The organism is Hominibacterium faecale (assembly GCF_020734085.1).
Taxonomy (GTDB): Bacteria; Bacillota; Clostridia; order Peptostreptococcales; family Anaerovoracaceae; genus Hominibacterium; species Hominibacterium faecale.
This window is the reverse complement of sequence record NZ_JAJAGH010000012.1, coordinates 158,634-182,239: the sequence shown is the minus strand read 5'-3', so window position 1 is coordinate 182,239 and position 23,606 is coordinate 158,634. Positions and strand designations below refer to the sequence as shown.

17 protein-coding genes and 1 pseudogene are annotated in these 23,606 nt (G+C 48.2%); 13 read left to right on the top strand and 5 right to left on the bottom strand.

Translation table 11 applies throughout. The features are described from left to right. Positions 1–4: 4 nt before the first annotated feature. The 4 genes and pseudogenes from LG211_RS16475 to LG211_RS16460 form a co-directional block, all read left to right on the top strand. Positions 5–307 (top strand): annotated as a pseudogene (locus tag LG211_RS16475) (DUF2812 domain-containing protein); the annotation flags it as partial. A gap of 89 nt (positions 308–396) precedes the next feature. Next, positions 397–960 (top strand): FAD-dependent oxidoreductase, encoded by a 564-nt coding sequence (locus LG211_RS16470; RefSeq protein WP_465250810.1) that lies wholly within the window; start codon positions 397–399, stop codon positions 958–960. Positions 961–1,225: 265 nt separating this feature from the next. Next, on the top strand, positions 1,226–1,432 hold the full coding sequence (locus tag LG211_RS16465; protein WP_227755533.1) for a hypothetical protein: 207 nt from the start codon (positions 1,226–1,228) through the stop codon (positions 1,430–1,432). Next, positions 1,422–1,850, top strand: a complete 429-nt coding sequence (locus tag LG211_RS16460; protein ID WP_269478022.1) for a P-loop NTPase family protein — start codon at positions 1,422–1,424, stop codon at positions 1,848–1,850. The genes LG211_RS16465 and LG211_RS16460 overlap by 11 nt, the downstream gene beginning before the upstream one ends. A 243-nt stretch (positions 1,851–2,093) precedes the next feature. Here the strand turns inward: LG211_RS16460 and LG211_RS16455 are convergent, their stop codons facing one another. The 3 genes from LG211_RS16455 to LG211_RS16445 all read right to left on the bottom strand — a co-directional run bounded on the left by LG211_RS16455 (position 2,094) and on the right by LG211_RS16445 (position 6,274). Then, positions 2,094–2,240 carry a hypothetical protein gene (locus LG211_RS16455; protein ID WP_269478021.1) on the bottom strand — a complete coding sequence of 49 codons (147 nt, stop codon included), beginning with the start codon at positions 2,238–2,240 and terminating at the stop codon, positions 2,094–2,096. Between the two features lie 652 nt (positions 2,241–2,892). Then, positions 2,893–4,878, bottom strand: a complete 1,986-nt coding sequence (locus tag LG211_RS16450; protein ID WP_148399109.1) for a M28 family peptidase — start codon at positions 4,876–4,878, stop codon at positions 2,893–2,895. 19 nt (positions 4,879–4,897) lie between these two features. Then, positions 4,898–6,274, bottom strand: coding sequence for a Na+/H+ antiporter NhaC family protein (locus LG211_RS16445; protein WP_148399110.1), 1,377 nt, complete (start codon positions 6,272–6,274; stop codon positions 4,898–4,900). Between the two features lie 255 nt (positions 6,275–6,529). Here LG211_RS16445 and LG211_RS16440 point away from each other — a divergent pair, with 255 nt between their 5' ends. The 3 genes from LG211_RS16440 (at position 6,530) to LG211_RS16430 (ending at position 9,514) form a co-directional block, all read left to right on the top strand. After that, on the top strand, positions 6,530–7,684 hold the full coding sequence (locus tag LG211_RS16440) for an NAD(P)-dependent malic enzyme (protein WP_269478020.1): 1,155 nt from the start codon (positions 6,530–6,532) through the stop codon (positions 7,682–7,684). 122 nt (positions 7,685–7,806) lie between these two features. Then, complete coding sequence (locus LG211_RS16435; protein ID WP_269478019.1) at positions 7,807–9,318, top strand: L-lactate permease; 1,512 nt, start codon at positions 7,807–7,809, stop codon at positions 9,316–9,318. 16 nt (positions 9,319–9,334) lie between these two features. Then, positions 9,335–9,514, top strand: a complete 180-nt coding sequence (locus tag LG211_RS16430) for a hypothetical protein (protein ID WP_148399113.1) — start codon at positions 9,335–9,337, stop codon at positions 9,512–9,514. 2 nt (positions 9,515–9,516) lie between these two features. Here the strand turns inward: LG211_RS16430 and LG211_RS16425 are convergent, their stop codons facing one another. Beyond that, on the bottom strand, positions 9,517–10,395 hold the full coding sequence (locus tag LG211_RS16425) for a LysR family transcriptional regulator (RefSeq protein ID WP_148399114.1): 879 nt from the start codon (positions 10,393–10,395) through the stop codon (positions 9,517–9,519). 151 nt (positions 10,396–10,546) lie between these two features. On the opposite strand from LG211_RS16425, the gene ppdK reads away from it, so the two are divergent. After that, the gene (gene ppdK, locus LG211_RS16420) at positions 10,547–13,198 is read left to right on the top strand and encodes a pyruvate, phosphate dikinase (protein WP_269478018.1); all 2,652 of its coding nucleotides are present in this window, start codon (positions 10,547–10,549) and stop codon (positions 13,196–13,198) included. Further along, the gene (locus tag LG211_RS16415; RefSeq protein WP_465250809.1) at positions 13,192–16,674 is read left to right on the top strand and encodes a pyruvate carboxylase; all 3,483 of its coding nucleotides are present in this window, start codon (positions 13,192–13,194) and stop codon (positions 16,672–16,674) included. The genes ppdK and LG211_RS16415 overlap by 7 nt, the downstream gene beginning before the upstream one ends. A gap of 220 nt (positions 16,675–16,894) precedes the next feature. Here the strand turns inward: LG211_RS16415 and LG211_RS16405 are convergent, their stop codons facing one another. Continuing rightward, a complete protein-coding gene (locus LG211_RS16405) occupies positions 16,895–18,223 on the bottom strand; it encodes a Na+/H+ antiporter NhaC family protein (protein ID WP_269478017.1) in 1,329 nt (442 codons plus the stop codon). A gap of 229 nt (positions 18,224–18,452) precedes the next feature. On the opposite strand from LG211_RS16405, the gene LG211_RS16400 reads away from it, so the two are divergent. From LG211_RS16400 to LG211_RS16385, 4 genes are all read left to right on the top strand, one after another. Then, a complete protein-coding gene (locus LG211_RS16400; protein ID WP_227755525.1) occupies positions 18,453–18,629 on the top strand; it encodes a DUF6870 family protein in 177 nt (58 codons plus the stop codon). A gap of 17 nt (positions 18,630–18,646) precedes the next feature. After that, a complete protein-coding gene (locus LG211_RS16395) occupies positions 18,647–20,287 on the top strand; it encodes a recombinase family protein (RefSeq protein ID WP_269478016.1) in 1,641 nt (546 codons plus the stop codon). A 337-nt stretch (positions 20,288–20,624) separates the two neighbouring features. Next, complete coding sequence (locus tag LG211_RS16390; RefSeq protein WP_269478015.1) at positions 20,625–22,490, top strand: DUF6273 domain-containing protein; 1,866 nt, start codon at positions 20,625–20,627, stop codon at positions 22,488–22,490. Positions 22,491–22,645: 155 nt separating this feature from the next. Then, positions 22,646–23,506: an FAD-dependent oxidoreductase gene (locus tag LG211_RS16385; protein WP_465250808.1), complete on the top strand. Its 861-nt coding sequence runs from the start codon at positions 22,646–22,648 to the stop codon at positions 23,504–23,506. Positions 23,507–23,606 lie beyond the last annotated feature (100 nt).

Genomic DNA, 23,606 nt, shown 5'->3' with positions numbered 1-23,606 from the left:
AAAGCATAGCCAAGGTTATCGATTGGTCAAAGCTGTTTCGCCGGGCTTCTACTACTTTGAGCCATGTGAACCGGAGGATGTGGCGTACCGGCTGGATTTCAATCCCCAGGAGGGCGCTGACAAAGAATGTTACTTGCAGATGTACGCTGATTATGGTTGGGAATATATACAGGAGCTGAACGACTTCAGCTATTTTAGAAAGCGGGCTGCCGATGCGAAAGCGGCGGAACTGGCGATTTTTATCCATTGCGGAATCGGCTTTTACCGATTGAGAAAGAAATATACCGGAGAAAAGACTGAAATATAAACGGAAGCCTGCAATAACCAAAACCCCCAATCCTGCAATAACCAAAACCCCCAATCCTGCATATACTAAATCGATTGGGGGTATTTAATTTGTATAAAGTAGTAGTGATCGGGGGCGGATGGTCCGGCTGCGCGGCTGCGGTATCAGCCAGAAAAGCCGGAGCTGAAGTAACCCTTCTTGAAAAGACCGACATGCTTTTGGGCCTTGGCAACGTGGGCGGAATCATGCGCAACAACGGCAGATTTACGGCTGCAGAGGAAAACATCGCCTTGGGCGCTCATGAGCTCTTTGAAATCACAGACCGCTGCGCGCGCCATGTCAACGTGGATTTTCCGGGGCATAAGCATGCCAGCCTCTACGATGTGGTCAAAGTGGAGCCGCAGGTAAGGCGGCTGCTGAAGGATATGGGCGTGGACATCCGGCTCATGAGCAGAGCCATTGACGTGGAAAAACGCCAGGAGGATCCAGTGATCGTGGATCGCATTATTTTGGCTGGCGGCGAGATTATCGAGGGAGATGTGTTTGTGGAAACCACCGGCTCTACCGGGCCGTGCCGGCAGGCAACCGGATGCGGGCGGCCTTGGGAGGAGCATGATTGCCGTATATACAAATTTTTAAAATCGGGGTATAATAAAAATATTAGAATTTCATAACGTTGAAATGCAGAGCAGAGAGGGGAAATATCACTTGGCGAAGAAAACATATCTTTGGATAGAAGATAGAGAGAACAAATCAGGGTACACCTTTTGAAAAAATTTTCTCGATTGTATTTTTCCCGATGTAATCCTTGAAAGTAAAGAAAATAACAGCAAGCTGCTTAAAGCGGTACGCGATTTAACAGATAATGAAAATACATACATCATCGCATACGACCATTCTTTCGATAATCCGCAGGTTGTTCAGACGGCATTAAATATTTTGTATTTTCCTGATAAGATTTTTGGGATTCAGGAGTGCGGGGATAATGCGTTAAATGTGATCTATTCCTATGAGCAGGGCAACGTATACTGTGAATATCCAATGATATCCTTTCAGATGAGCCGGGTTGCATTGGTCGATCAATACGGGAAACATATAACGGATGATTACGAAGTGGTGAAGGAGTGGTGGAGCAATGTACAGTAAGCCTAAAGTAATGGAGCATTTTTCTACTGCCCATACTTCGTTTTTGGTAGACTTTGAATTTACGAACAATATCACGATCTTAACGGGCGACTCCGGAACCGGCAAATCGGCAGTATTTTCTTTCATGCAGGAAGATATGGTTGAGGAGCCGAGGCTCCTTTGCATGAATTATTTGGATATCAATAAAGATATTGCATCGATGATAAAGGAAGCAGAAGGAAAGTTGATTGTAATTGATAATGCAGATCTTTTGCTTGATAATGATTTAAGGAAATATATTGCGTTTGATGAAAAAAACCAGTATCTAATCATCGGAAGAAATCCGAACAATCTGATGGCTACGCAAGAAAATTTGTTCGAACTCGCAAGTGAGAAAAAAGGCGAGCGGACAGAATTTCGGCTAAAACGGTATCTGTGATAGAAAAGGAATTAATAACTGGTGAATAAACAGCAAGAGCAATCTTAGCTGTTTCTCAAATAAAGACCGCCGACGGAAGCAAGATATACAATTTCGCACTGCCCGGCATGAGCTTTAGCAGGTACTGAACAGCGTTTTGCCTGAGCGGCTTTTCAACCACGGGCTTGACCGATGTGGCCGAATGAAGCAGCGCTTTGCCCAGCGGCGGCATGTGGGACGGGTTCACGAGACAATCCTGGCAGATTAACGCACAGTTTCCTTCGTGACCACAATGCCGTCCTCCTGAAAGAGCAGCTCGCCGCCCAGCTTGCACAGGATTTGCAGGGCGTAATAGTATGGCGTTTTAATCCCCTGGCCGTCGATAAGGCCGGTTGATTTGGGGGAATCCAAGAGCCCTCCCTGGGATGGCGCGGAGGAATCAAAAAGCTGCTTCAGCAAGAAACCCGGCCAACTCGGCGATCATCGCATAGTTGGGATACGGGATGGAATCGTGGAGAATCAGGGATTCAATAACGTTGCAGATTCGGAAAATGATTCAATGGTGCTGAAAATACTAGCATCAATCAAAACATATTCCTTGTAAATCCGTTTCCGAATGTATAAAAATTCCCATCAAATTGATCGGGGTTACGGCTCCCAAACCTGGCGAGGTGGGCAGACAGGAAGAACCTGCGACGGCGTATGGGTCAAGGGTAAATATCATGGTCTTGAGCGGGAAGTTTACATCTATCAGGTCGCGGATATTATTTTGTTAAGCCGTATCTTTAAACACCGCTTTCTTAGACCAGCCGGTGTTGTGTCCGGCGCAGCCTTCATAGGGCTTGGCGGCGCTCTGCTCGGGCATTTGCCATTATCGCCTATCTGGTAGGGCGCAAAACAGAAAAGCCAGAAAAAACCAAAGCAACCCGCACTTGATCGGCGCCTTGACAGAACACCCCAATCTATATAAGATAAAGAAGCGCGATCAGTAACGGCTGATCGCGCTTCAAAAGGCTTTGTCTTCCGTTAGATGCTGCGAAACATTGGCCGGAAAGACAAGTCTTTATAAAAATCTGCTGATTTTAATCGATTCGATTGTATCTTTTACTTGTGAGAGCACATCCAGCTCCTGGCTCAGTGTTTTCTGCAGTAACTGGTACTCAAAATCCAGCAGATTTTTTAATTCTTTGAGAACCGTATGCATGTCACCTTTGCGCAGAGCATCAGCCAGAGGCAGCAGATCGGCGAATTGATGAATTTTGCCTGTGCCCCAGAACAAATCGTCTCTGGCAGGATCCTGGCAGTTCATCAGCCAGCCATAGACCTGGGAATCAAATTGCCATGCAATCTTGAAGAGATCCACTTCCCATAGCTCTTCTACGATCTGAGCCGCCTCCTTTTCGGCAAATCCTGCCAGAGCCTTCTTTATGGCGCAAAGATTGGCGGCGATTGCATCATGGGCGAAGATCACATCGTCCCAGGGAGACAATTTCATCAAATCCCTTTGTATGAGCCGGTAGGCCTTAAATAGCTTTACCCGCTCCTCACTCAAATGGGGCAGCCAGGATAGGGGAATCTGACCCTTTGCGTAAGCCTGGTTTACGGCTTTGATTTCATCAAACAGCCCATCTGCCATGGCAGACACTTGTTCGGTTTCCTTCGCCAAGGCAGCAATGGAAGCCTGCAAGAACTCTTCCTCAAATTCATCCAAGCTCTCGCTCAGCCCATCCAGCGCGTACTTATAGTTAAAGGGCGGCAGAATAAAGGAATCAAAAGCGTAGACCATTTCCGCATAGCTTTCAGCTACATAGGAGATGATTTCCTTTTCTTTTTCAAAGATGGTATAGTCGTCAAATTGAGTATGGTAGTTCTGATAGCTCCATTCAGCGGGGCCTCTGCCGCAAATGATCCCGGGAACTCCGTTAATGGCATAATTGTAGTCGTCCGACCAAGGGCCGTTGAGTCCTAAAAGCGCCTTTCCGCCCGGCCATGATGTTTCCGGCACCTCCATAGTTTTCATAAATTCATCAAAGAAGCCGTGATATTCAGGTGTGCTGGCGATATTGTAAACTGGCGTTCCCGGCCGGATTGCATCGATGTTGAAAAAGGCCGCCATCTTTCCAAACCATTCCGGGTGCTTTCTATTAATGCTGTTCCATGAACCGATGCACCAGTCGTAGCGGGATTCGGTCACACCGTATTCTTCCGAGCCGTGGGCGATGAAGGCCAAAGTGTGCTCAGGCTGATAGCCGCTGTCGATCATAGCCTTGGCGATTCCCAGGATGATACCAACGCCCAGCAGGTCGTCCTGGTAAGAATGAAAATAGCCGTCCATATGGCCGCCCAGAAGGATTATACGATCTTTATCCTTGCCGGGAATGTATCCGACCACATTGGAGCTGGTACCGTGAAAATCCACCTGAATCTGCAAGCTCATATTGGCAGTGACAGGCCCCTTTTTCAATAAGTCCCGCAAGACAGCTGCATTTTTGCGGGAAATGTTTCCTGCAGGAAGGCTGTATTTGCTCTGGGAATCAAAGCTGTTGATGGCATCCTCTTTCGTGCCGTAAAAATCGCCGGCATAGGAGATCACGCAGCCGATGGCGCCCCGAACCTCCGCCTGACAGATGGGCAGGCTCATCCAATAATCCTCAAGGATATCAAAGGTACAGAATACAATTTTACCCGTTACGTCAAGACCTTCATAGTCGGCTGCGGTTCCCCGGCCCACATCCACGATTTCTCCGCAGATGCCGCCCTCTGGGGTTCCTTTGATTCCGCAGTAAGAGGACATGGGCATTTCGATTCCTTCCACTTTCAGCTTCCCCGAAGTGAATTCCCAGGAATGGACAGGGAAAGGATCGACGGTAACGTTTTTCAGACCGATTTCCTCCATCTCCTTTTTAATGTGCCGCGACACATTCCATTCGCCGCTGCTGCCCGATACGCGAAAGCCGTATTCGCCTCCGTCGTTTCCCATAAGGCTTAACGTTTTGGTCAGATTGTGGATATATTCCAGGTTTTCATTTTGTATGATTTTGTTGAGCATTTCAGTTCCTTTCCGGCAATCAGCCTTTTACATAACCAAAGATAATAAATAAAACTAACGTGACCGCTACCGGGAAAATGTACACCGGCAGAGAAGTTTTGGCAAAATCCTGGTTTTGAATCTGGGTGGTGGTGCAAACCAGGGAAACTTCCGATCCATAGAAACATGCGCTGGAGCCGAATACACAGCCGGAAATCATAGCGCCGGATACCAGGATCGAGTTGGCGTCCAGAGCCTGGGCGATGGGGATGATGACTGGAAAAGCGATGGCCAGCATACCCCAGAAGTTTCCTGCGGCAAAGCATAAGAATCCGACTACGATAAAGGCCACGACAGGCAGCAGTCTGGGATCCAGGGCATCCTGCACCAGTCCGATAATAAAGGCCGGCAGCCCCAGCTCATTGTTCATCTCTTTGAGGATAAACGCGGCCGATATGATGCCGATTACCCCCAGCATGTCTTTAAATCCGCTCACGATACAGTTCAAGAACTCTCCCGGCTTGACCAGTTTCTGCGGGAAATACATAATGGCGCATACGATGAAGCAGGAAAAGATTCCGTATAAAATTTCCCTGGTAATCGTTGTAATGACAGCCAGCACCAGGAGCGGAACCAGGAAGTTAATTGCTTTGCCTTTGACTGATGCATCCTCTTCTTCAGCAGCGGCTTCCCGCTCTGCTTTTACCATGCCCAGCATGCTGTCCGGCAGGAGCTGTCCGGTGTTTTGCGCCCGCAACTCCGCTTTTTTCATTTTTCCGAAATGGGGGATAATGCCTGCGATGTACAAGGGGACAACCACCATGGAAACGATGGCGTAGAATATGTACGGCAGCGTTTGGAGGTAAACGGTCATTCCTTCACCAGCGGCGGCCACGCCGTTGGATTCCAGCTGGCCGGCCATGAATACGCCCCAGGTGGAGAAGGGAACTAAGGTACAGATGGAGCAGCCGGTAGCGCAGATGACAAAAGCCAGCAGCTCTCTTGGAACTTTGAATTTATCGGTAACATTTCTCATGGCAGAGCCTACGGCCAGCGCGTTTAACCAGTCATCGGCAAAGATAACCAAATCCAGAAACCAGGCCATAAACAAGGACTGCTTTTTGGATTTACACAATCGGGTGGCAAAACGGGAGAAGCCCAGCGCGCCTCCCGATGCTTCGAAAAGTGCGATAATGCCGCCGAACAATCCGCAGACAAGGAACAGCCACTTCCATGTGCCGTCCCCCAGCACCGTATAAATAGCGTCAATCCATTTCATGAAAAAGTCTTTTCCATAGAGAATGACAGCGCCGACAATGGAGCCTGCAACCAGGGACGCCATTGTCCGCTTAGTTACAAAAACAAGTACGATAACGCATACAACAGGAATAAAACTGATAAGACCATAATTGTCCATTACAACCTCCTTTGTGTTTGATAAAAATTAACGAATTTCATTGATTGCAAATGCAAAGACCTCCTTTCTCTAACGCGCACCGCGTATTCACAAATGAATATTCTGTATATTCAGATTAGCATTTCTATTTCAATTGGACAAATACCAATACGATATGATTTCTATACAAAATACGTATGCCCCGGCCCTGGGAGAGCTGGGATATAATGAATAGGAGCTTTTGCAAAATCAAATCAGACAAAGGAGAAGAAAGAGATGGATTATTACATGGAAGCATTGCAAATACACGAAAAATACCGGGGAAAGATGCAATGCTCCGGCAAGATGGAGGTTCGGACAAAGAAAGACTTATCGGTTCTGTATACGCCCGGGGTAGCGGCCGTTTGCCGGGAAATCTGCCGAAATCCACAGGACGCATATCGCTATACAAATAAAGGAAACACCGTGGGAGTGGTGACAGACGGATCAGCGGTTTTAGGACTGGGCAACATCGGCGGGCCTGCTGCCATCCCTGTGATGGAGGGAAAGGCACTGCTCTTTAAAACCTTCGCTGACATTGATGCAATTCCCATTTGTCTGGCGACGCAGGATACGGAAGAAATCATCGCAATCGTCAAAGCCATTGCACCAACCTTAGGCGGCATTAATCTGGAAGATATCGCGGCGCCCCGCTGTTTTGAAATAGAAAAACGACTCCAGGAAGAGCTGGATATTCCGGTCTTTCACGATGATCAGCACGGAACGGCCATCGTTGTAGCAGCAGCGATTATAAACGGGATCAAGCTTGTGAAAAAGAACATGGTGGACTTGAAGATCGTCGTCAGCGGGGCGGGAGCTGCAGGAACCGCCATTGCAAAGATGATGATGTCCATGGGCGCAGGTGAGGTGATTGTCTGTGATAAAATGGGCGCCATCGCAGCTGGCGATGAGACTCTCACGACGGAAATGAGGGAATTGGCCAGGGTGACCAATAAGAGACGCCAGTCGGGAAGTTTGAAAGAGATGATGGTGAACGCGGATGTATTTATCGGAGTTTCTGCTCCTGGAATTGTCAGCGAAGAGATGGTTAACTCCATGAATCGGGATGCCATGGTATTTCCCATGGCAAATCCGGAGCCGGAAATCCTTCCCCAGCTGGCAAAAGGGGCAGGCGCTCGGATTGTGGGTACGGGGCGCTCGGATTATCCCAACCAGATCAACAATGTGCTGGCTTTTCCGGGAGTGTTTAAAGGGGCATTAAAAGCAGGAGCGAAGAGGATTACTGAAGAGATGAAGATGGCGGCGGCCCGGGCCCTTGCTGATGGGATTTCGGCGGAGGAATTGAACGAAGAGGCAATCCTGCCGGATGTGCTTTGTCCGGGGATTGCAGACCGGGTGGCAGAGGCGGCAGCCCGGGCCTGGAATCGGTAGACATATTTTTTCAATATGAAAAACATAGCATTTTCGTATTTTTAATCTACAAGGATACATGCTACGATTTAAACAACGAGAAGCTTCTTTAACCTTTGAATAATTAGAAAAGAGGGAGTCGTATGTCAATATTCTTGTCAATTTTACCAATTTTATGTTTGCTGTGCGGGCTGCTGATCTTTAAACTGTCAGCGATGAAGGCGAGCGCCATATCGTTTTTGGTCGCTACCCTGATCTTTTACATAAAATATCAGAGCGGAACAGTGGGCCTGGCCATCTCCATGGCAAAAGGCTTCAGCCTGGCGCTGTTTGTGATTTTGATTATCTGGGGAGCCATGTTCCTCTATAATCTGGTCTATCAAGTACAGGCTTTGGAAGTGATCAATAAAAATCTGGAGCGGGTTTTTACAAACCGGTTTCTCCAGTTCATTTTATTAAGCTGGATTTTTTCGGCGTTTCTACAGGGAATTGCGGGGTTCGGCGTTCCGGTCATCGTCGTCACTCCTATATTAATCGCCCTGGGATTTGATCCGGTTGTATCGGTGGCAGCTGTCCTGGTGGGCCATTCCTGGTCCATCAGTTTTGGTTCCATGGGCTCTTCCATCTATGCGATCAATATGGTGACCCATGCGCCGCTGGATCAAATCGTGATATTCATGGCTGTTTTCGGGTGCTGTGGGATGTTCTGCACAGGAATGACGGTCTGCTGGATTTACGGGGGAGGAAAACAGCTTGTCAGAGGGCTGCCCTATATCGTTTTGCTGACGCTTTTCATGGGCGGCATGCTCTATACTCTGGCCAGCTTCTCCATGTTCTCTGTCATCGGATTGTTAACCGGCTTTACCGGTCTGGTTGCCTGCTTTTTAATCAACAAGTTCAAGCGGGGTAAGTCAGAAACAATAAAACTATACAAGGGAAAGCTCAATTTGTTCCAGGCAGTGCTCCCATATCTTTTGATCGTGGTGCTTTCAATCCTGTTTTATATCCTCGATCCAAAGATTTCTCTGGGCTTTGATTTTCCTCAATATCAGACCGGGCTGGGCCGCATTGTGGCGGAAGAAGCGGATTATGTCACCTTCAACCTGTTAAAGTATCCCTTCTCCATTATCATGATGGCTTCCGTCATCAGCATGGTTCTTTTCCATAACAAGAAAGTGCTGGACGGAAAGAAGGTGAAAATAATCCTTTCGCAGACTGTAAAAAAATGTGTGCCTACAACGGTGACGATTGTGTTTTTGCTCAACATGGCCGTGATCATGATGGATTCGGGTATGATCAGTGAAATCGCCCAGTTCCTCGTTTCCGTAACAAAACAGTTATATCCTCTTGCCGCGCCGTTCATCGGACTCTTGGGAGCCTTTGTTACAGGCAGCAATACCAATTCGAATATTATTTTCGGATCTTTACAGGAAACAGCGGCAAGCTCTCTTGGGATGAGTGTGGCGATCATGTGCGCCGTGCAGTCGATTGGAGCCTCCGTAGGCTGCGCCATAGGACCGACGACTGTTTCGCTCGGTTCTACGGCCGCGCAGATTCAAGGGGAAGAAAGCCGTATTTATAAAAAAACACTCATCCCAATCATAGGGACGACAATGGTATTGGGAATTGTTAACTTTATCCTTTTAAATCATTGAGAAAGGAACTTTTAAAATGAAAAGAGAAATAAATGCAATCTTAATCATGGCTGCTTTTCCGATCCTTTTCTTGGGAGGCGTCAAGGGAAATACAGCAATTGCGCTCATTGGAATTTTGCTGCTGGTATTGAACGCCTGCTTCATCATCCTTCAGAAAAAGCCATCCAAGGCTAAAGTCTCAAAAAAAGATGTTTGAGATCAATTGATCTCAAACGATTCCAGCATCTGAAGGAAGTTGCTGGCAGCAGGGGAGATGTAGCGCTCCGAATCCCAAATGGCATAGACCTCTGTTGCCAGATGAGCAGCATCCATTGGAAGGTATCGCATAGCATCATCATGGATTATATTGGCGATGCCTGCGGGGATGATGGCTATGCCCTGGCCGGAGGAAGCCAGAAGTAATGAGGATTTTGCATCATCGTTGATGCAGCGGTAAACGGGAGAAACCTTTTCAGACTTAAAGTATTCATCGAGGATATACTTCCAGCGCCGATAGATAATCAGCGGCTTACCCTGAAAAAAGTCCGCTTCCAAAAGGAGTTCTGAAACATCGGAAAAAAAGCTGGAATGACCGTAAGCAACCAGAGGCTCTTTTAGAAGAAGCATTTGACTGAAATGATTATTATCAAAAGGCGTGCGCACAAAAGCCAGTTCGATTAAATTATTGTCAAGAGATTCAATCAGGTCATATGTATTGTGTTCATGAATATCGAATTGTACATTGGGATATTTGCTGCAGAACTGACTCAGGATATCCGACAACAAGTTCGAGCTCAGTGAGGAGATCATTCCAATGCTGATATGGCCGCTGTTGCCGTCGCCGATGCTTTTGATTTCCCGGCAGGTTTCTTCGGTATAATCAACGATATTCTTGGCGCGGTGGTAGAGGGTTTCACCAGCGCTGGTTAAGGTGATGCAGCGGGGGCCCCGGTCAAAGAGCCTGGTGCCCAGTTCCACTTCCAGCTGTTTGAGCTGGTGGCTGAGAGGAGGTTGGGAGATATGCAGGGCTTTAGCAGCTTTTGTGATGCTGGTTGATTCCACGACAGCGATAAAATATTGAAGCGATTTAATATCCATTGACTCCCTCCCAAACGAATGTGTTAAATAATTGATATCCCCATTAAAACATAACCGGAACAGAAAATCAATTCACACGATCTTGAAAAGTTGTAAAAATATACAATTTGTAGAAAAACATGAACAGTTGTTATATGAAAGGAAAAGAAACATGGAAAAGAAAAAGTTTGTCTATTCGTTTAATGAAGGCTCAAAGGACATGAAGGAGCTGCTGGGCGGAAAAGGCGCTGGTCTGGCTGAAATGACAAAAATCGGCCTGCCGGTACCCTTTGGCTTCACCGTTACCACTCAGGCGTGCAGCCGATATTATCAGGACGGTCAAAAGCTGGCAGATGACCTTGCTGGGGAAATTTTTGAAAAGCTTGCTGAACTGGAAGAGGTAACGGGAAAAGGCTTTGGCAGTAAAGAAAATCCTCTTCTGGTATCGGTTCGTTCCGGGGCTAAAATTTCCATGCCCGGTATGATGGATACGATTTTGAACCTGGGACTGAACGACGATACGGCGGAAGGTCTCGCCAGACTGACAGAAAATCCACGGTTTGCCTATGACAGCTATCGCAGATTCATCCAGATGTTCGGCGAAGTGGTGATGGAGATTGAAAAGGCAAAATTCGATGCTATCTTTGATACTAAGAAAGAAAAGGAAGGCTGCCGCTTTGATGTGGAGCTGACAGCAGGCCACCTGAAAACCATCATCGACGACTATAAAGCACTGGTCAAGAAAGAAACCGGAAGCTGCTTTCCGCAGAATCCGGGCGACCAGCTGATGGAAGCGATCAAAGCTGTTTTCCGATCCTGGAACAATGAAAGGGCGATCCTTTACAGACAGCTCAACGGAATTGCAGAAGACATGGGTACTGCGGTAAATGTGCAGGCCATGGTGTTCGGAAATATGGGCGAGACCTCAGGAACGGGCGTGGCTTTTACAAGAAATCCGGCCAATGGACAAACAGCGCTCTTTGGGGAATTCCTGGTTAATGCGCAGGGGGAGGATGTGGTCGCCGGAGTACGGACGCCGCAGCCCATTGGAGAAATGGAGAAGGCGTTTCCCGAAGCGTACAAAGAGTTCCTTCGTATTTCAAAGCTTTTAGAAAACCATTATCTGGATATGCAGGATATCGAATTTACCATTGAGAAAAACCGGCTGTTTTTGCTTCAAACCAGAAATGGAAAGCGAACCGCGGCGGCAACGGTTAAAATCGCAGTAGACATGGTAAAGGAGGGGCTGATTGACAAGGATACGGCAGTCATGAGGCTGGAACCTGCCATGATCGACCAGCTCCTTCACCCCAGATTCGACGATGGAGATTTGGGAGGGGCAGAGCGGATCGCAAAGGGACTTCCCGCATCTCCGGGAGCAGCGACCGGCAGGATTTACTTTACAGCCTCAGATGTTGTGGCAGCTGCTGAGAACGGGATTGCCGCCATTTTGGTAAGGCTGGAGACTTCCCCCGAGGATTTGGCGGGAATGGCAGCGGCCCAGGGTATTCTCACGGCTAGAGGAGGCATGACCTCACATGCTGCGGTGGTAGCCAGAGGTATGGGAAAATGCTGTGTTTCCGGCTGTGGGGAGCTTCATATTGACGAAGAAGGACATCGTTTAAACATTGGGAATACCGTGTTAAAGGAAGGCGATTATCTCTCTTTGGACGGTACGGCCGGTGAGGTGCTGCTGGGTCAGCTGAAAACAGTACCGGCGGAGCTTTCAGGCGACTTTGAAACGATTATGGGATGGGCGGATGAACTTCGCAGTTTGGGAGTTCGGGCCAATGCGGATAATCCCAGAGATGCCCAGCAGGCTTTGGATTTTGGAGCCGAAGGAATTGGTCTTTGCAGAACCGAGCATATGTTTTTTGAGGAAGAACGCATTCCCGCTGTAAGAAGAATGATTCTGGCGGATACGGAAAAAGAACGGAGGGAGGCCCTATCCTTCCTCTTAAGCTATCAGAAAGATGATTTTAAGAGACTTTATCAAATTATGGGAGAACGGCCGGTGACCATCCGCTTGCTGGATCCGCCGCTTCATGAATTCCTGCCACATACGGAGGACGAGATCCGCCAGCTTTCGGAGCAGATCTACGTTCCTTATGAGAAGCTGGCTAAGAAAGTAGAGGAGCTGCATGAGTTCAATCCGATGATGGGGCATCGAGGCTGCCGCCTGGCGGTCACCTATCCGGAAATCGCCGAGATGCAGGCAGAAGCAATTATAGCAGCGGCGATTGAGGTACGCAGAGAAGAGAATCTCAATCTTGTCCCGGAAATCATGATCCCCCTGGCTGGTATGAAAAACGAACTGGCGGATGTGAAGGCAACGGTGGAGAGAACTGCCCAGTCCGTTATGGCGCGGGAGGGTGAGCAGATTCCCTATTTGATCGGTACCATGATCGAGCTGCCGCGGGCCGCTCTGACAGCCGATGAAATCGCAGAAGAAGCGGAATTCTTTTCTTTTGGTACCAATGATTTGACTCAGCTGACTTTTGGCTTTTCCAGAGACGATACGGGCAAAATGATCAAAGAGTACAAGGAAAAGGGCATCTTCAAAGAGGACCCCTTCCAGTCGATTGATGAGGACGGTGTAGGCTGGCTGGTGGAGACAGGAACGAAAAAAGGAAGAGCAGTAAGACCAGGCATCCACCTGGGCATCTGCGGCGAACATGGAGGGGATCCCAAATCCATCGAATTTTGTGATCGCATTGGATTGAATTATGTATCCTGCTCACCATTCCGTGTACCTGCGGCAAGACTGGCCGCGGCCCAGGCAAGAATAAAGCGTCTGCTGAATGGGAGCGAAAAGGGATGCTGAGAGAGAAAGGCAGCGGAAAGGAGATTGAAAAGATGAAAACCATCAGGAACTTTAAAAGAGTACTGGTCGCCAATCGGGGAGAAATCGCCATCCGAATTTTTCGGGCGTGTAAAGAATTAGGTATTAGAAGTGTAGCAATTTATTCGGAAGAAGATAAAAATTCGCTTTTCAGGACAAAAGCAGATGAGTCCTACCCCATCGCCAAGGGAAAGTCGCCGGTGGACGCGTACCTTGCGGCTGATGAAATTATTGAGCTGGCAAAGGCTAAGGGCGTAGAAGCAATCCACCCGGGTTATGGATTCCTCTCGGAGAACGCGGCGTTCGCCAAAGCCTGCGAGGAGGCAGGCATTGTCTGGATCGGCCCAACTCATGAAATGATGGAGCGTCTGGGAGACAAGATTCAATCCAAACTTGCAGCAAACCAAGCGGGCGTGCCCACGATTCCAGGAATCGAAAAAGCCATTGAGACAAAAGAGGAGGCGATCAAATACGCAGAAGCCTGTGGGTATCCGATTATGTTCAAGGCGGCCGCCGGCGGCGGCGGGAGAGGAATGCGGATCGTCCGCAATCGCAAGGAACTGATCCCCCAGTTTTTGAGCGCAAAGCGGGAAGCAAAAAAAGCCTTTGGGATCGATGATATTTTCATCGAAAAGTACCTGGAGCGGCCTAAGCATATCGAAGTGCAGGTGCTGGGCGATCAATATGGAAATCTGGTGCATCTGTACGAGCGGGACTGCTCGATCCAAAGACGGCACCAGAAAGTGGTGGAATTTACCCCAGCCATCTGCCTTACAAAGGAACAGAGACAGCGAATCTGCCGGGACGCGCTCAAACTGGCCGGCGCTGTCAACTATCGCAGCGCGGGCACGGTGGAATTTCTAGTGGATGAATATGGCGGCCACTATTTTATTGAAATGAACCCGAGAATTCAAGTAGAGCATACCGTCACGGAGATGACAACGGGAATCGATATTGTCCAGTCCCAGATTCTTATCGCCCAAGGCTATCCCCTGGATTCGGAGGAATTGAACATAAAAGGGCAGGAATCCATCGAGCCGCGAGGCTATGCCATCCAGTGCAGAGTAACCACCGAGGACCCTATTCACGGATTTGCCCCGGATACGGGTATAATTACCGCATACCAAAGCGCATCCGGATTTGGGATCCGCCTGGACGGCGGCAATGCCTTTACTGATTCGGTAATTTCGCCCTATTACGACAGCCTGCTGGTAAAAGTAACTGCCTGGTCCAGAAGCTTTACCGATGCGGCTGACAAGGCCATGCGGGCTCTTAGGGAAATGAAGATAAAGGGTGTCAAGACCAACGCGCCTTTTCTCATGAACGTGCTCAACCATCCTGATTTCCGCACGGGCAGCTGTGACACGGGATTTATAGCCGACAATCCCAAGCTGCTCAATATACGAGTCAGAGAAGACCGGGAAATGAAGGTGCTGGCCTTCCTGGGAAATCAATTTGTCAATGAAACAAAAGGAATAAAACCGGAGTTTGATGTGCCGGTTTTCCCGAGAATCAAGCAGGAGGATTTGAAAGAGCTGAGAGGGACCAAGCAGATTCTGGAGGAAGAAGGGCCGGACGGATTGGTGCGGTGGATTCAAAAGCAGAAAAAGCTTTTTCTGACAGATACAACCATGCGGGACGCCCAGCAGTCACTGATGGCAACGCGGGTTCGAACCGTCGATATGGAAAAGATTGCTCCGGCGACCGCTTATTTTGGAAAGGATTTGTTTTCCATAGAAATGTGGGGCGGCGCGACCTTCGATACGTGTTACCGGTTCCTCAAGGAATCGCCATGGGAAAGGCTGGATCTTCTGCGCGCCCAAATCCCCAACATCCTGCTGCAGATGCTCATCCGCGGATCCAACGCAGTGGGCTATAAGAATTACCCGGATAATGTTATTCGCAGGTTCATCAAAGAATCGGCCCGCTCGGGAATTGATGTTTTTCGCATTTTTGATTCGCTGAACTGGATTCAAGGCATGGAAGCTGCTCTGGATGAAACCCTGAATCAGGGCAAAGTGGCCGAAGCGTGCATCTGCTATACCGGAGATCTTTTGGATGACCGAAAGGAGAAATACAATCTGAGCTATTATGTGCGAATGGCAAAGGAACTGGAAAAGCGGGGGACCCATATACTGGGAATTAAAGATATGTCCGGTCTGCTCAAGCCCATGGCTGCAAGCAAGCTGGTGACAGCGCTAAAGCAGGAAGTCAGTATCCCGATTCATCTGCATACTCACGATACCAGCGGCAATGGCATCGCAGCCACACTCATGGCCGCCGGAGCAGGCGTGGATCTGGCCGATGCGGCCTTCAACAGCATGTCGGGGCTAACCAGTCAGCCGGCTTTGAATTCCTTGGCGGCTGCTTTGGAAAATACGGAGCGGGCCACTGGGATGGAGCAGGAGGGCCTGCAAAAGATATCCGAGTACTGGGCAGCCGTAAGGCCGGTTTACAAGAAGTTTGAATCGGAGCTTACCGCCAACTCAGCGGAAATCTATCAATATGAAATACCAGGAGGACAGTATTCCAATTTGAAACCTCAGGTGGAGAGCTTTGGACTGGGCCATAAATTCCAGGAAGTCAAGGACATGTACAAAGCGGTTAACGAGATGCTGGGAGACATAGTCAAAGTAACGCCCACTTCCAAAGTAGTGGGGGATTTGGCCATCTTCATGGTGCGAAATGACCTGACGCCGGAAAACATCTATGAAAAAGGAAAGGACATTGACTTTCCGGACTCGGCTGTTTCCTATTTTGAAGGCATGATGGGCCAGCCGGAAGGAGGCTTTCCCGAGAAGCTGCAAAAGCTGGTACTAAAAAATATAGAGCCGATCACCTGCAGGCCGGGGGATTTGCTGCAGCCCAAAGACTTTGATGGGATTAAGAAAACCCTGCGGGAAGAATTAAATCTCGAAGGCACAGAGCGTCAGGCCCTCAGCTGGGCGCTGTATCCCAAGGTCTTCGAAGACTATATTAAGGAAGTGAGAACTGAAGGGGATTTTCGTTTGATGGGCAGCGATATTTTCTTCCATGGTTTGGCTGAGGGCGAGACCTGTGAGGTGAAGATCGCAGAAGGAAAAGAATTGATCATCAAACTGATTCATGCCGGCGATGGGGATGAAGCTGGTTCTCGCGATGTGGTGTTCGAGGTCAACGGAAGCCGCACCGCTGTAAGAATTAGGGATAAAGATGCCGGAATCGCATCGGAGATATCGCAGATTTTATACGCCGATGAAGAAGACTTAACGGAGATTGGGGCCAATATTCCAGGAAACATTCTCAAAGTCCTGGTGGAGGAAGGTGAGGAAATCAGGGAAAAACAGCCCCTTGCCGTCATTGAGGCCATGAAGATGGAAACCAATATCTTATCACCAATGAATGGGACTGTGGACAAGATTTATGTCCAGGAAGGCCAGCAGGTGAAAACCGGACAGCTGATCGTCAAGCTGAAGTAAGCGTGGCGCTGCCGAGATCAGTGTCGAAAAATGTCGAATGAGAGAATTGGCGCAACAATTGCGTTGTTTTCCTTGATTGTTAATGCCCGTTGCTTGCAGCAACGGGCAGTTCCATATACAATAGCGAATGACTTGAAAGCGATTTCCGAAAAACTGGAGATTATCAACTTACAACTTGCACAAAAGAAGGCCGCAAGGAGAAGACTGCTTCATTGGCTGCTCATCTTTTTACTATTTTCGTTCGCAGCAGCCCAAACTGTATGGTAACGCAAGTAAACAAAAACAGCAGGACCGGATAAAAGGAGTATTTCATGATTTCCAGATAAGTGACGTGCCCGTACTGCTGGGCCAGCAGGAGGCCGCTGTCGTGGGGCAGCAGCATGAGAATGATGCAGGAAAAAATATCCAAAAGGCTGGCCAGGCGCTTTGGAGCGATTCGGTATTTTTCACCCAGCTCTTTGGCTACCGGCGCAGTTATGAGAATGGCCACCGGGTTGTTCAGCGTGGTTCCAGACAGGGCCATACAGGAAAAAGAGATGAGATATTCGCAGCTTTTTCGCGTTTTTATCTTGCGGGTCATGGCTTCAAAGAGCCAGCTGATGCCGCCGTAATACCTCACAAGCTCGATCAATCCCGATATGAGCATGGAAAACACAGCCAGGAAAAACAGATCCTCCATCCCGGAACCAATGGCCATCGTCCACTCAAAGAAGGTGACGGTGCCCATGGCAATGCCGATGATGCCGGACATCAAGATGCCGATCAGCAATACCAGGAGGACATCCAGCCCTGCGATGGCAGTTGCCAGGACGGTCACATAGGGCAAAACCTGGACCACGTGATAGGACAGGTCCTGAGTATCTGCGGTTCCCCCCTGGCTGCCGCCCAGTACAGCATAAAGAATGATGGTAATCATTGCTGCGGGCAGGGCGATCAATAAATTCATTTGAAACTTATCCTTCATCTTTGCGCCAACACCTTTGGTCGCGCAGATGGTGGTATCGGAAATCATGGACAGATTGTCGCCGAAATAGGAACCGGCTATGACAGCCGATCCGGCCATGGCCGCATTCAGTCCTGCTCCCTGGGCTAGGGCCATTGCAACGGGAATCAAGGCCACCTGGGTCCCGGTGGAAGTTCCGATACAAGTGGATATAAAGCAGGTTACGATAAAAATTCCAGGGATTAAAAAATGGTGGGGAATGAGGGTGAGCCCCATGTTGACAATGGATTCCTTTCCGCCCATTGCCTCTGCGGCCGAAGAGAAACCTCCTGCCATGAGAACGATGATGCCCAGCAGCATGACTCCCGAACTTCCGGCGCCTCTGCAATAGACATCCAGCTTTTGGCTGACAGGCGTCTTTCGATCGTAAAAAAGCAGCGCCGCCAAAATTGCCGCCATCACAGCCACGTAACGGGGCATCTTTGCAAAGGGATTTTCCGCTCCCGCCAAAGTGAAGGCGATTCCGCAGCCCACGTACAAGCCCAGAAAAAGAACCAGCGGCAGGAATGCCAGAGCTTTGTAATTTTTGCTGCAAGTTTTATTCATACTGTGATCTCCCGCATGTTTTCTTCTTATTATTAGCGGGTTTAGCCCTTTTGTATGCAGCCCTTTTCCACTAACTTGCTTAAAAATAAAGTGTTTTCATTATGGTAAACCAAAATGTCAGTTGTATTGTTATTATAATTTACAAGACGCCCCTGACAGCTTTCTTGTGATTCAGATAAAAGGCATATTCCCTTTGTCCCAGGTATATTTTTTAAAAGGGGGTGTGCATATGAAACCAGCGAACAGCAACACCAAAGAAAACAAAATCAAATCCTATCTCAAGCAAACAGAGAATCCCTATTGCTTCCTCAGCGGCAAGACCAAGGTGACGATGCGATTCAGCGACACCAGCCAAACCATCGAAAGCAAGTTACGGCAATACTTCATTACCATGAATCACCGTTAGCGTTTGAAGGAGGAACCATGGGAACACGACTTGCAAAGGATGGCAAAAACAAAAACGGCGTTTATTTTCGCAGCCAAAGCGAGCCGATCGTCTGGAAGATCGGAGTCTATATCCGGCTTTCGGTTGCCGATGGAAACGATGTGAGCCTCAGCGTAAAAAATCAGGATGCGATTATCAAGCACTTTTTAGAAGAGGAATTCCGTGAACCGTACAAACTCTATAAAACCTATATTGACGATGGAATCAGCGGAACCACCAATGATGAAAGAACTTCCTTTCAGGAAATGATCAAAGACATTGAAGGCGGCAATGTAAACTGTGTCGTTTCCAAGATGCTGTCCCGGGTTTTTCGAAATTACTCGGATCAGGGGTACTTTCTTGAGGAATATTTTCCCAGAATGGGAATCCGGTTCATTACCCTGGAAGCCCCAGAAGTTGACACTTATAGGAACCCCAATGTGGTACACGGCTACGAGCTGCCCCTAAATGGGATCGTCAACGATCGAATCGCCGAGTCCGCGTCCATGTCTGTCCGTCAAACCTTTCAGAACATGCGCAGGGAAGGAAAATTTCAAGGCGGTTTTCCGCCGTATGGGTATATAAGGAATCCAGAGGATAAGTACAGCTTTATCATAGATGAGGAGGCCGCCAGTATCGTAAGGCAAATTTTTCAGTGGTATGTGGTAAACCGTATGGCGCTGGAGAAAATCCGAAGAACGTTAAATGAAAAAAACATACCAAATCCCACAGGCTACAAAGTCTCAAAAGGATACAAATACCAAAATCCCGGGGTGCAGGGAAGTGAAAGCTTTGCCTGGAGCGCGCGGACGGTCAAAACGATATTGCAAAACCGGACTTATCTCGGGGAGATGATACAGGGAAAGCTCACCGTGATCAGCTACAAAGTTCATAAGCAAATTAAAGTGCCTGAAGACCAGTGGGCCGCTGTCCCAGGCCGGCATGAGCCGATCATCGAGCAAGAGGTTTTTGACAAGGCGCAGGAGCTGCTGGAGTTGAATAAAAGCATGAAAAGCTGCCAGTCGGAGCCGTCACTCCTGTCGGGCTTTGTGTACTGCGCGGATTGCAAGCGGAAAATGCACAAACGGAAAAATGGCAAGCAGGTCTACTATGCCTGCAGCACCTACTATAAAAGGAACAAAAACGATTGCACTTCCCATTTTACCAAGGCGGATATCATTGAAAACGCAGTACTTAAAGCAATCCAGCTACAGATTTCTTTGGTCGATGTGGACGGGATCATGGAAGGCATCGCAGAGCTGGATGAAGGGGAATGGCGCAGTGAACAAAAGAGCCGGAAGAAGGCTGCGAAAGCAGAACTTAAAAAACTGGATAAACAGTTGGAAACCCTGTATTTGGATTATAATAAACGTTTGCTGACAGAGAAAGAATATCTGAGTTTTCGCAAAAAATTCCGCACACAGAAAGCATCTTTGGAAAAGAATCTTGCGCAGATGGATGCGGATCAAAAGGATGAAACGCAGAAACAAGAGCAAAGGCAGTGGAAAGAAGTATTCCGAAAACACCAGAATATCGCGGCCCTTAACAGGCCGCTCCTGGAAGAACTGGTAGAACGAATTTATGTGGATGAGGAGAAAAATCTTACGATATATTTTAAGTTTGGGGATTTATTTAGATAAAGAATAGATTGACACGATTTATATTATTGTCAGCGGCATGGCGTCTCTGTACAAAATCAGCAGTACTCAGTTCCATGTCCATTAAAGTCCGCAGACTGTCTCCTAACTGTGACGTTTTTTCGGAGTATTTTAAAAATGTGCGGTAAGAATTGCAGAATATTTAACAGTAAATGTTAGAATTTTAAAAAAATATTGAAGATGACATAAGTGCATGGTAAAATAAAAGATACTGGAAATGTTATTAAAAAGCTTGTAAGATATAGTTAAAATCAAGGTAACACGCAACGTAGAGAAAGGCGCGCTTATGGAAAAAAGGATTCTTAGCAGGGACAGAAAAATGATTAGCGCCATACGTTGGAAGAGAGTGATGGCCGCGGTGCTGTCCCTCTGCCTGATCACGGCAACAATACCATTGCTGCCAGGCGAAGGCTTTCTTGCAATGGCGGCAGCAAAAGAGAAACTCATTCAAGCAGGCAGCGGTGGAATCGCCAATCCTGCAAAGCCGGCAAGTAAGAATGCTGCCTGGTCAGGCGAATACCTGTATTTCGGGGAATATTATCAAGGGAACGCTACAGATAAGGAGCCAATAAAATGGAAGGTCCTGGACAACGGCAAAAAGAACAGTTTATCCTCTGAGAATGGATGTATGTTGTTGCTTTCCGACCAGGTCGTAGATTGCGTTCAATTTAATGAAAATTCTGTTGAGGGAAATGAATGGAAAGACAGCAATCTGTTAAAGTGGCTGAACAGTGATGGCTTTAGCGGCTTCTATACATCAGGCGGATTTTTAAAAACAGCATTTCAGGAGAGCGAACAAGGAGCGATCTGGAACAGCAATGGCAGTAAAAGCGACGATACCTATGGATGGTATACAAATCCTGCCATAGGAGGGAACAAAATCTTTTGCCTTACGGCAGCAGATATAAACAATGAAAAATATGGGTTTTATAATGCAAATGGCGCTGCCCAATCCAGAAAACAAACTGTGACAACGTATGCAAAAGGTCAGGGCGCTAATTCTGCGGGCGTTTGGTGGCTGCGTTCGGCGTCCACTACTGAGGCTAACTTTGCCGCCATCGTTGACTTTGACGGTGAGGTGGCTATCGGAAATGTGCACTCGAATGACGTCGGCGCTGCTCCCGCTTTTAATTTGAATCTGTCCTCTGTCCTCTTCACATCGGCTGCCGAAGGCAGCAAATCCTCGACCTTTAAAAAAGTGGCAACAAACGGTTCGATCACGGAATGGAAGGCCACCCTGTCTGATAAAAACTCCATGTCCGGCAGCGCCGGGGTTTCCGGAAAAGGAGTCAGTGGCAACACGGTCACCTTGACAAAAGGTTATCCTGCGGCCGCACTGACAATCCGCCATCCGGCATTACAATCCTTTGGCAGTGCAAATTACACCAATGTGACCGCGGCATTGACCGATTCCAGGGGAGAAATCCTGTACTACGGCTCAATCAACAGCAACAAAACAGCGACCAGCTCCAGCCTGACAATCCCTGCAGGGCTTCCTCTCGGAACCTACACCTTGAAGATTTACGGGGAACAGTGGAATGGAGACAAGCGGACCGATTATGCCACCGGCACCCCTTATACCATAAACTTGAACGTGAAGGAACAGGAAACCACCGTACCAAAACCAAAGGCCGCGCCCCCGGCCGCGCCGAAGGTAAAAGGTTCGGTCACCTATAACAGCGCCAAAGTAACCTGGAAGAAGGTAAAGGGCGCAGCCGGCTACCAGGTCTATCGTGCCACCAAGAACGGCAAATACAAAAAGGTAAAGACCACCAAAGCCACTTCCTGGACCAACAAGAAGCTGACCACCGGCCAGAGCTATTATTACAAAGTGCGCGCATACAAAAATCAGGGTGGGAAAAACTTGTACAGTAACTTCTCCAAGAGGCTAAAGGCCGTGCCCCGGACCAAAGCGCCTTCTTACAAACTGACCGCAGGCAAAAAGAACATTCGGATATCCTGGAAAAAAGTCCATGGAGCCGATGGTTATCGTATCTACCGAGCAAAAAGTAAAAACGGCAAATATAAGCAGATCAAAGATTCCCGCAGTAAGCTGAGACGTTACACGAGCATTTGTCTGACGAGTCATCACCGGTACTATTATAAAGTGCGCTCCTACAGAATCGTCAAAGGCAAGAAAGTTTACAGCCCCTATTCAACCGTGAAGAGCGTTCGTACAAAATAATATTAGACAAATGCGTGTTTCATAGCACAGCAAAAAATCTCTTTCTTCGTTATAATGCTCACAAAGAGAAGAACGAAGGAGGAGATTTTTATGTTTGGGGACGTAATCCCTGCGGTTACCAAAGCCGCAAAAGTAAAAGCGAGGGTTTTGTCCAATTGCTTACCAAATGCACCGGCTCTACCGGGCCTATGGGAAACTGCCTTACATACGGCAATGGCTGCTGCATGTGCATCCTCAGGTGCCCGGCCTTCGGCCCGCGAGTCAGCATAACGCAAAAAGCAGGCAAGAGTGATATTATGGGCCGCCGAAAAGACGGAGCTTTCGGCGCTTTCAGCGGATCGGGCAAGTTGGAAAAAGGTTCCCTTTCCGATGAAATTCGTCAGCAGTTGGATGAATACGGCGTAGCAGTCATTCCTGTGCCAAAGGAAGAAATCGTGCCGGAAAAATTGGATTTGAAGGTTTGTCAGCAGTATGCCCTGACTGAATATGCGGAGAACATTGTTCTTTTGGACACGGGCTATGCCAAAATCATGACGCCCTTCTTCCCGCTGGAAAGTTTGCGCCGTGTTCCGGGCTTTGAAAATGCCAGATATGTGGACCCTTACGCCGGGGGAAAAGGCAACTCCATTCGCTATCTGTCCGTGGCGGAACGGGAAAATTCGATGAAGGCAGCCGGAATTGAAAATATTTTCTGCGGCGGCGAAAAATCCGGACTTTTTGTAGGCCACACAGAAGCCATCTCCACTGGCAGCCTGGCCGGGCATAACGCGGTGCGGTATCTGAAAGGCATGAAGCTTTTAGAACTGCCTATCGGCCTGGCCATCGGCGATTTGATTGCCTTCGCCAATAAGAACCTGGAAAGCGAGGAAGGTTTGATGACACGCTATACCTTTGCCGGAGCGGAATACTTTAAGCGAATGAAAGAAAAAGGACTGTATTCCATTGATCGGGAAGAGATCCGGGAACGGGTGAAACGATACGGCCTTGAGGACATTTATAGTGAAAAGTTGATTTAAGAAATGCTGAGAGGAGCTGCTGCATTCGAATTCGTGATGAATGCGATCAGCTCCTTTTTCACGCAAATTTTACTAAATCTTTTCCGCAATCCGAAAATCT

Bases quoted from the DNA above. Each gene is read 5' to 3' on its own strand.
- LG211_RS16460 (WP_269478022.1), top strand. From the start codon at position 1,422: ATGTACAGTAAGCCTAAAGTAATGGAGCATTTTTCTACTGCCCATACT.
- LG211_RS16450 (WP_148399109.1), bottom strand. From the start codon at position 4,878: ATGCTCAACAAAATCATACAAAATGAAAACCTGGAATATATCCACAAT.
- LG211_RS16445 (WP_148399110.1), bottom strand. From the start codon at position 6,274: ATGGACAATTATGGTCTTATCAGTTTTATTCCTGTTGTATGCGTTATC.
- LG211_RS16440 (WP_269478020.1), top strand. From the start codon at position 6,530: ATGGATTATTACATGGAAGCATTGCAAATACACGAAAAATACCGGGGA.
- LG211_RS16435 (WP_269478019.1), top strand. From the start codon at position 7,807: ATGTCAATATTCTTGTCAATTTTACCAATTTTATGTTTGCTGTGCGGG.
- LG211_RS16430 (WP_148399113.1), top strand. From the start codon at position 9,335: ATGAAAAGAGAAATAAATGCAATCTTAATCATGGCTGCTTTTCCGATC.
- LG211_RS16425 (WP_148399114.1), bottom strand. From the start codon at position 10,395: ATGGATATTAAATCGCTTCAATATTTTATCGCTGTCGTGGAATCAACC.
- ppdK (WP_269478018.1), top strand. From the start codon at position 10,547: ATGGAAAAGAAAAAGTTTGTCTATTCGTTTAATGAAGGCTCAAAGGAC.
- LG211_RS16415 (WP_465250809.1), top strand. From the start codon at position 13,192: ATGCTGAGAGAGAAAGGCAGCGGAAAGGAGATTGAAAAGATGAAAACC.
- LG211_RS16405 (WP_269478017.1), bottom strand. From the start codon at position 18,223: ATGAATAAAACTTGCAGCAAAAATTACAAAGCTCTGGCATTCCTGCCG.
- LG211_RS16400 (WP_227755525.1), top strand. From the start codon at position 18,453: ATGAAACCAGCGAACAGCAACACCAAAGAAAACAAAATCAAATCCTAT.
- LG211_RS16395 (WP_269478016.1), top strand. From the start codon at position 18,647: ATGGGAACACGACTTGCAAAGGATGGCAAAAACAAAAACGGCGTTTAT.
- LG211_RS16390 (WP_269478015.1), top strand. From the start codon at position 20,625: ATGATTAGCGCCATACGTTGGAAGAGAGTGATGGCCGCGGTGCTGTCC.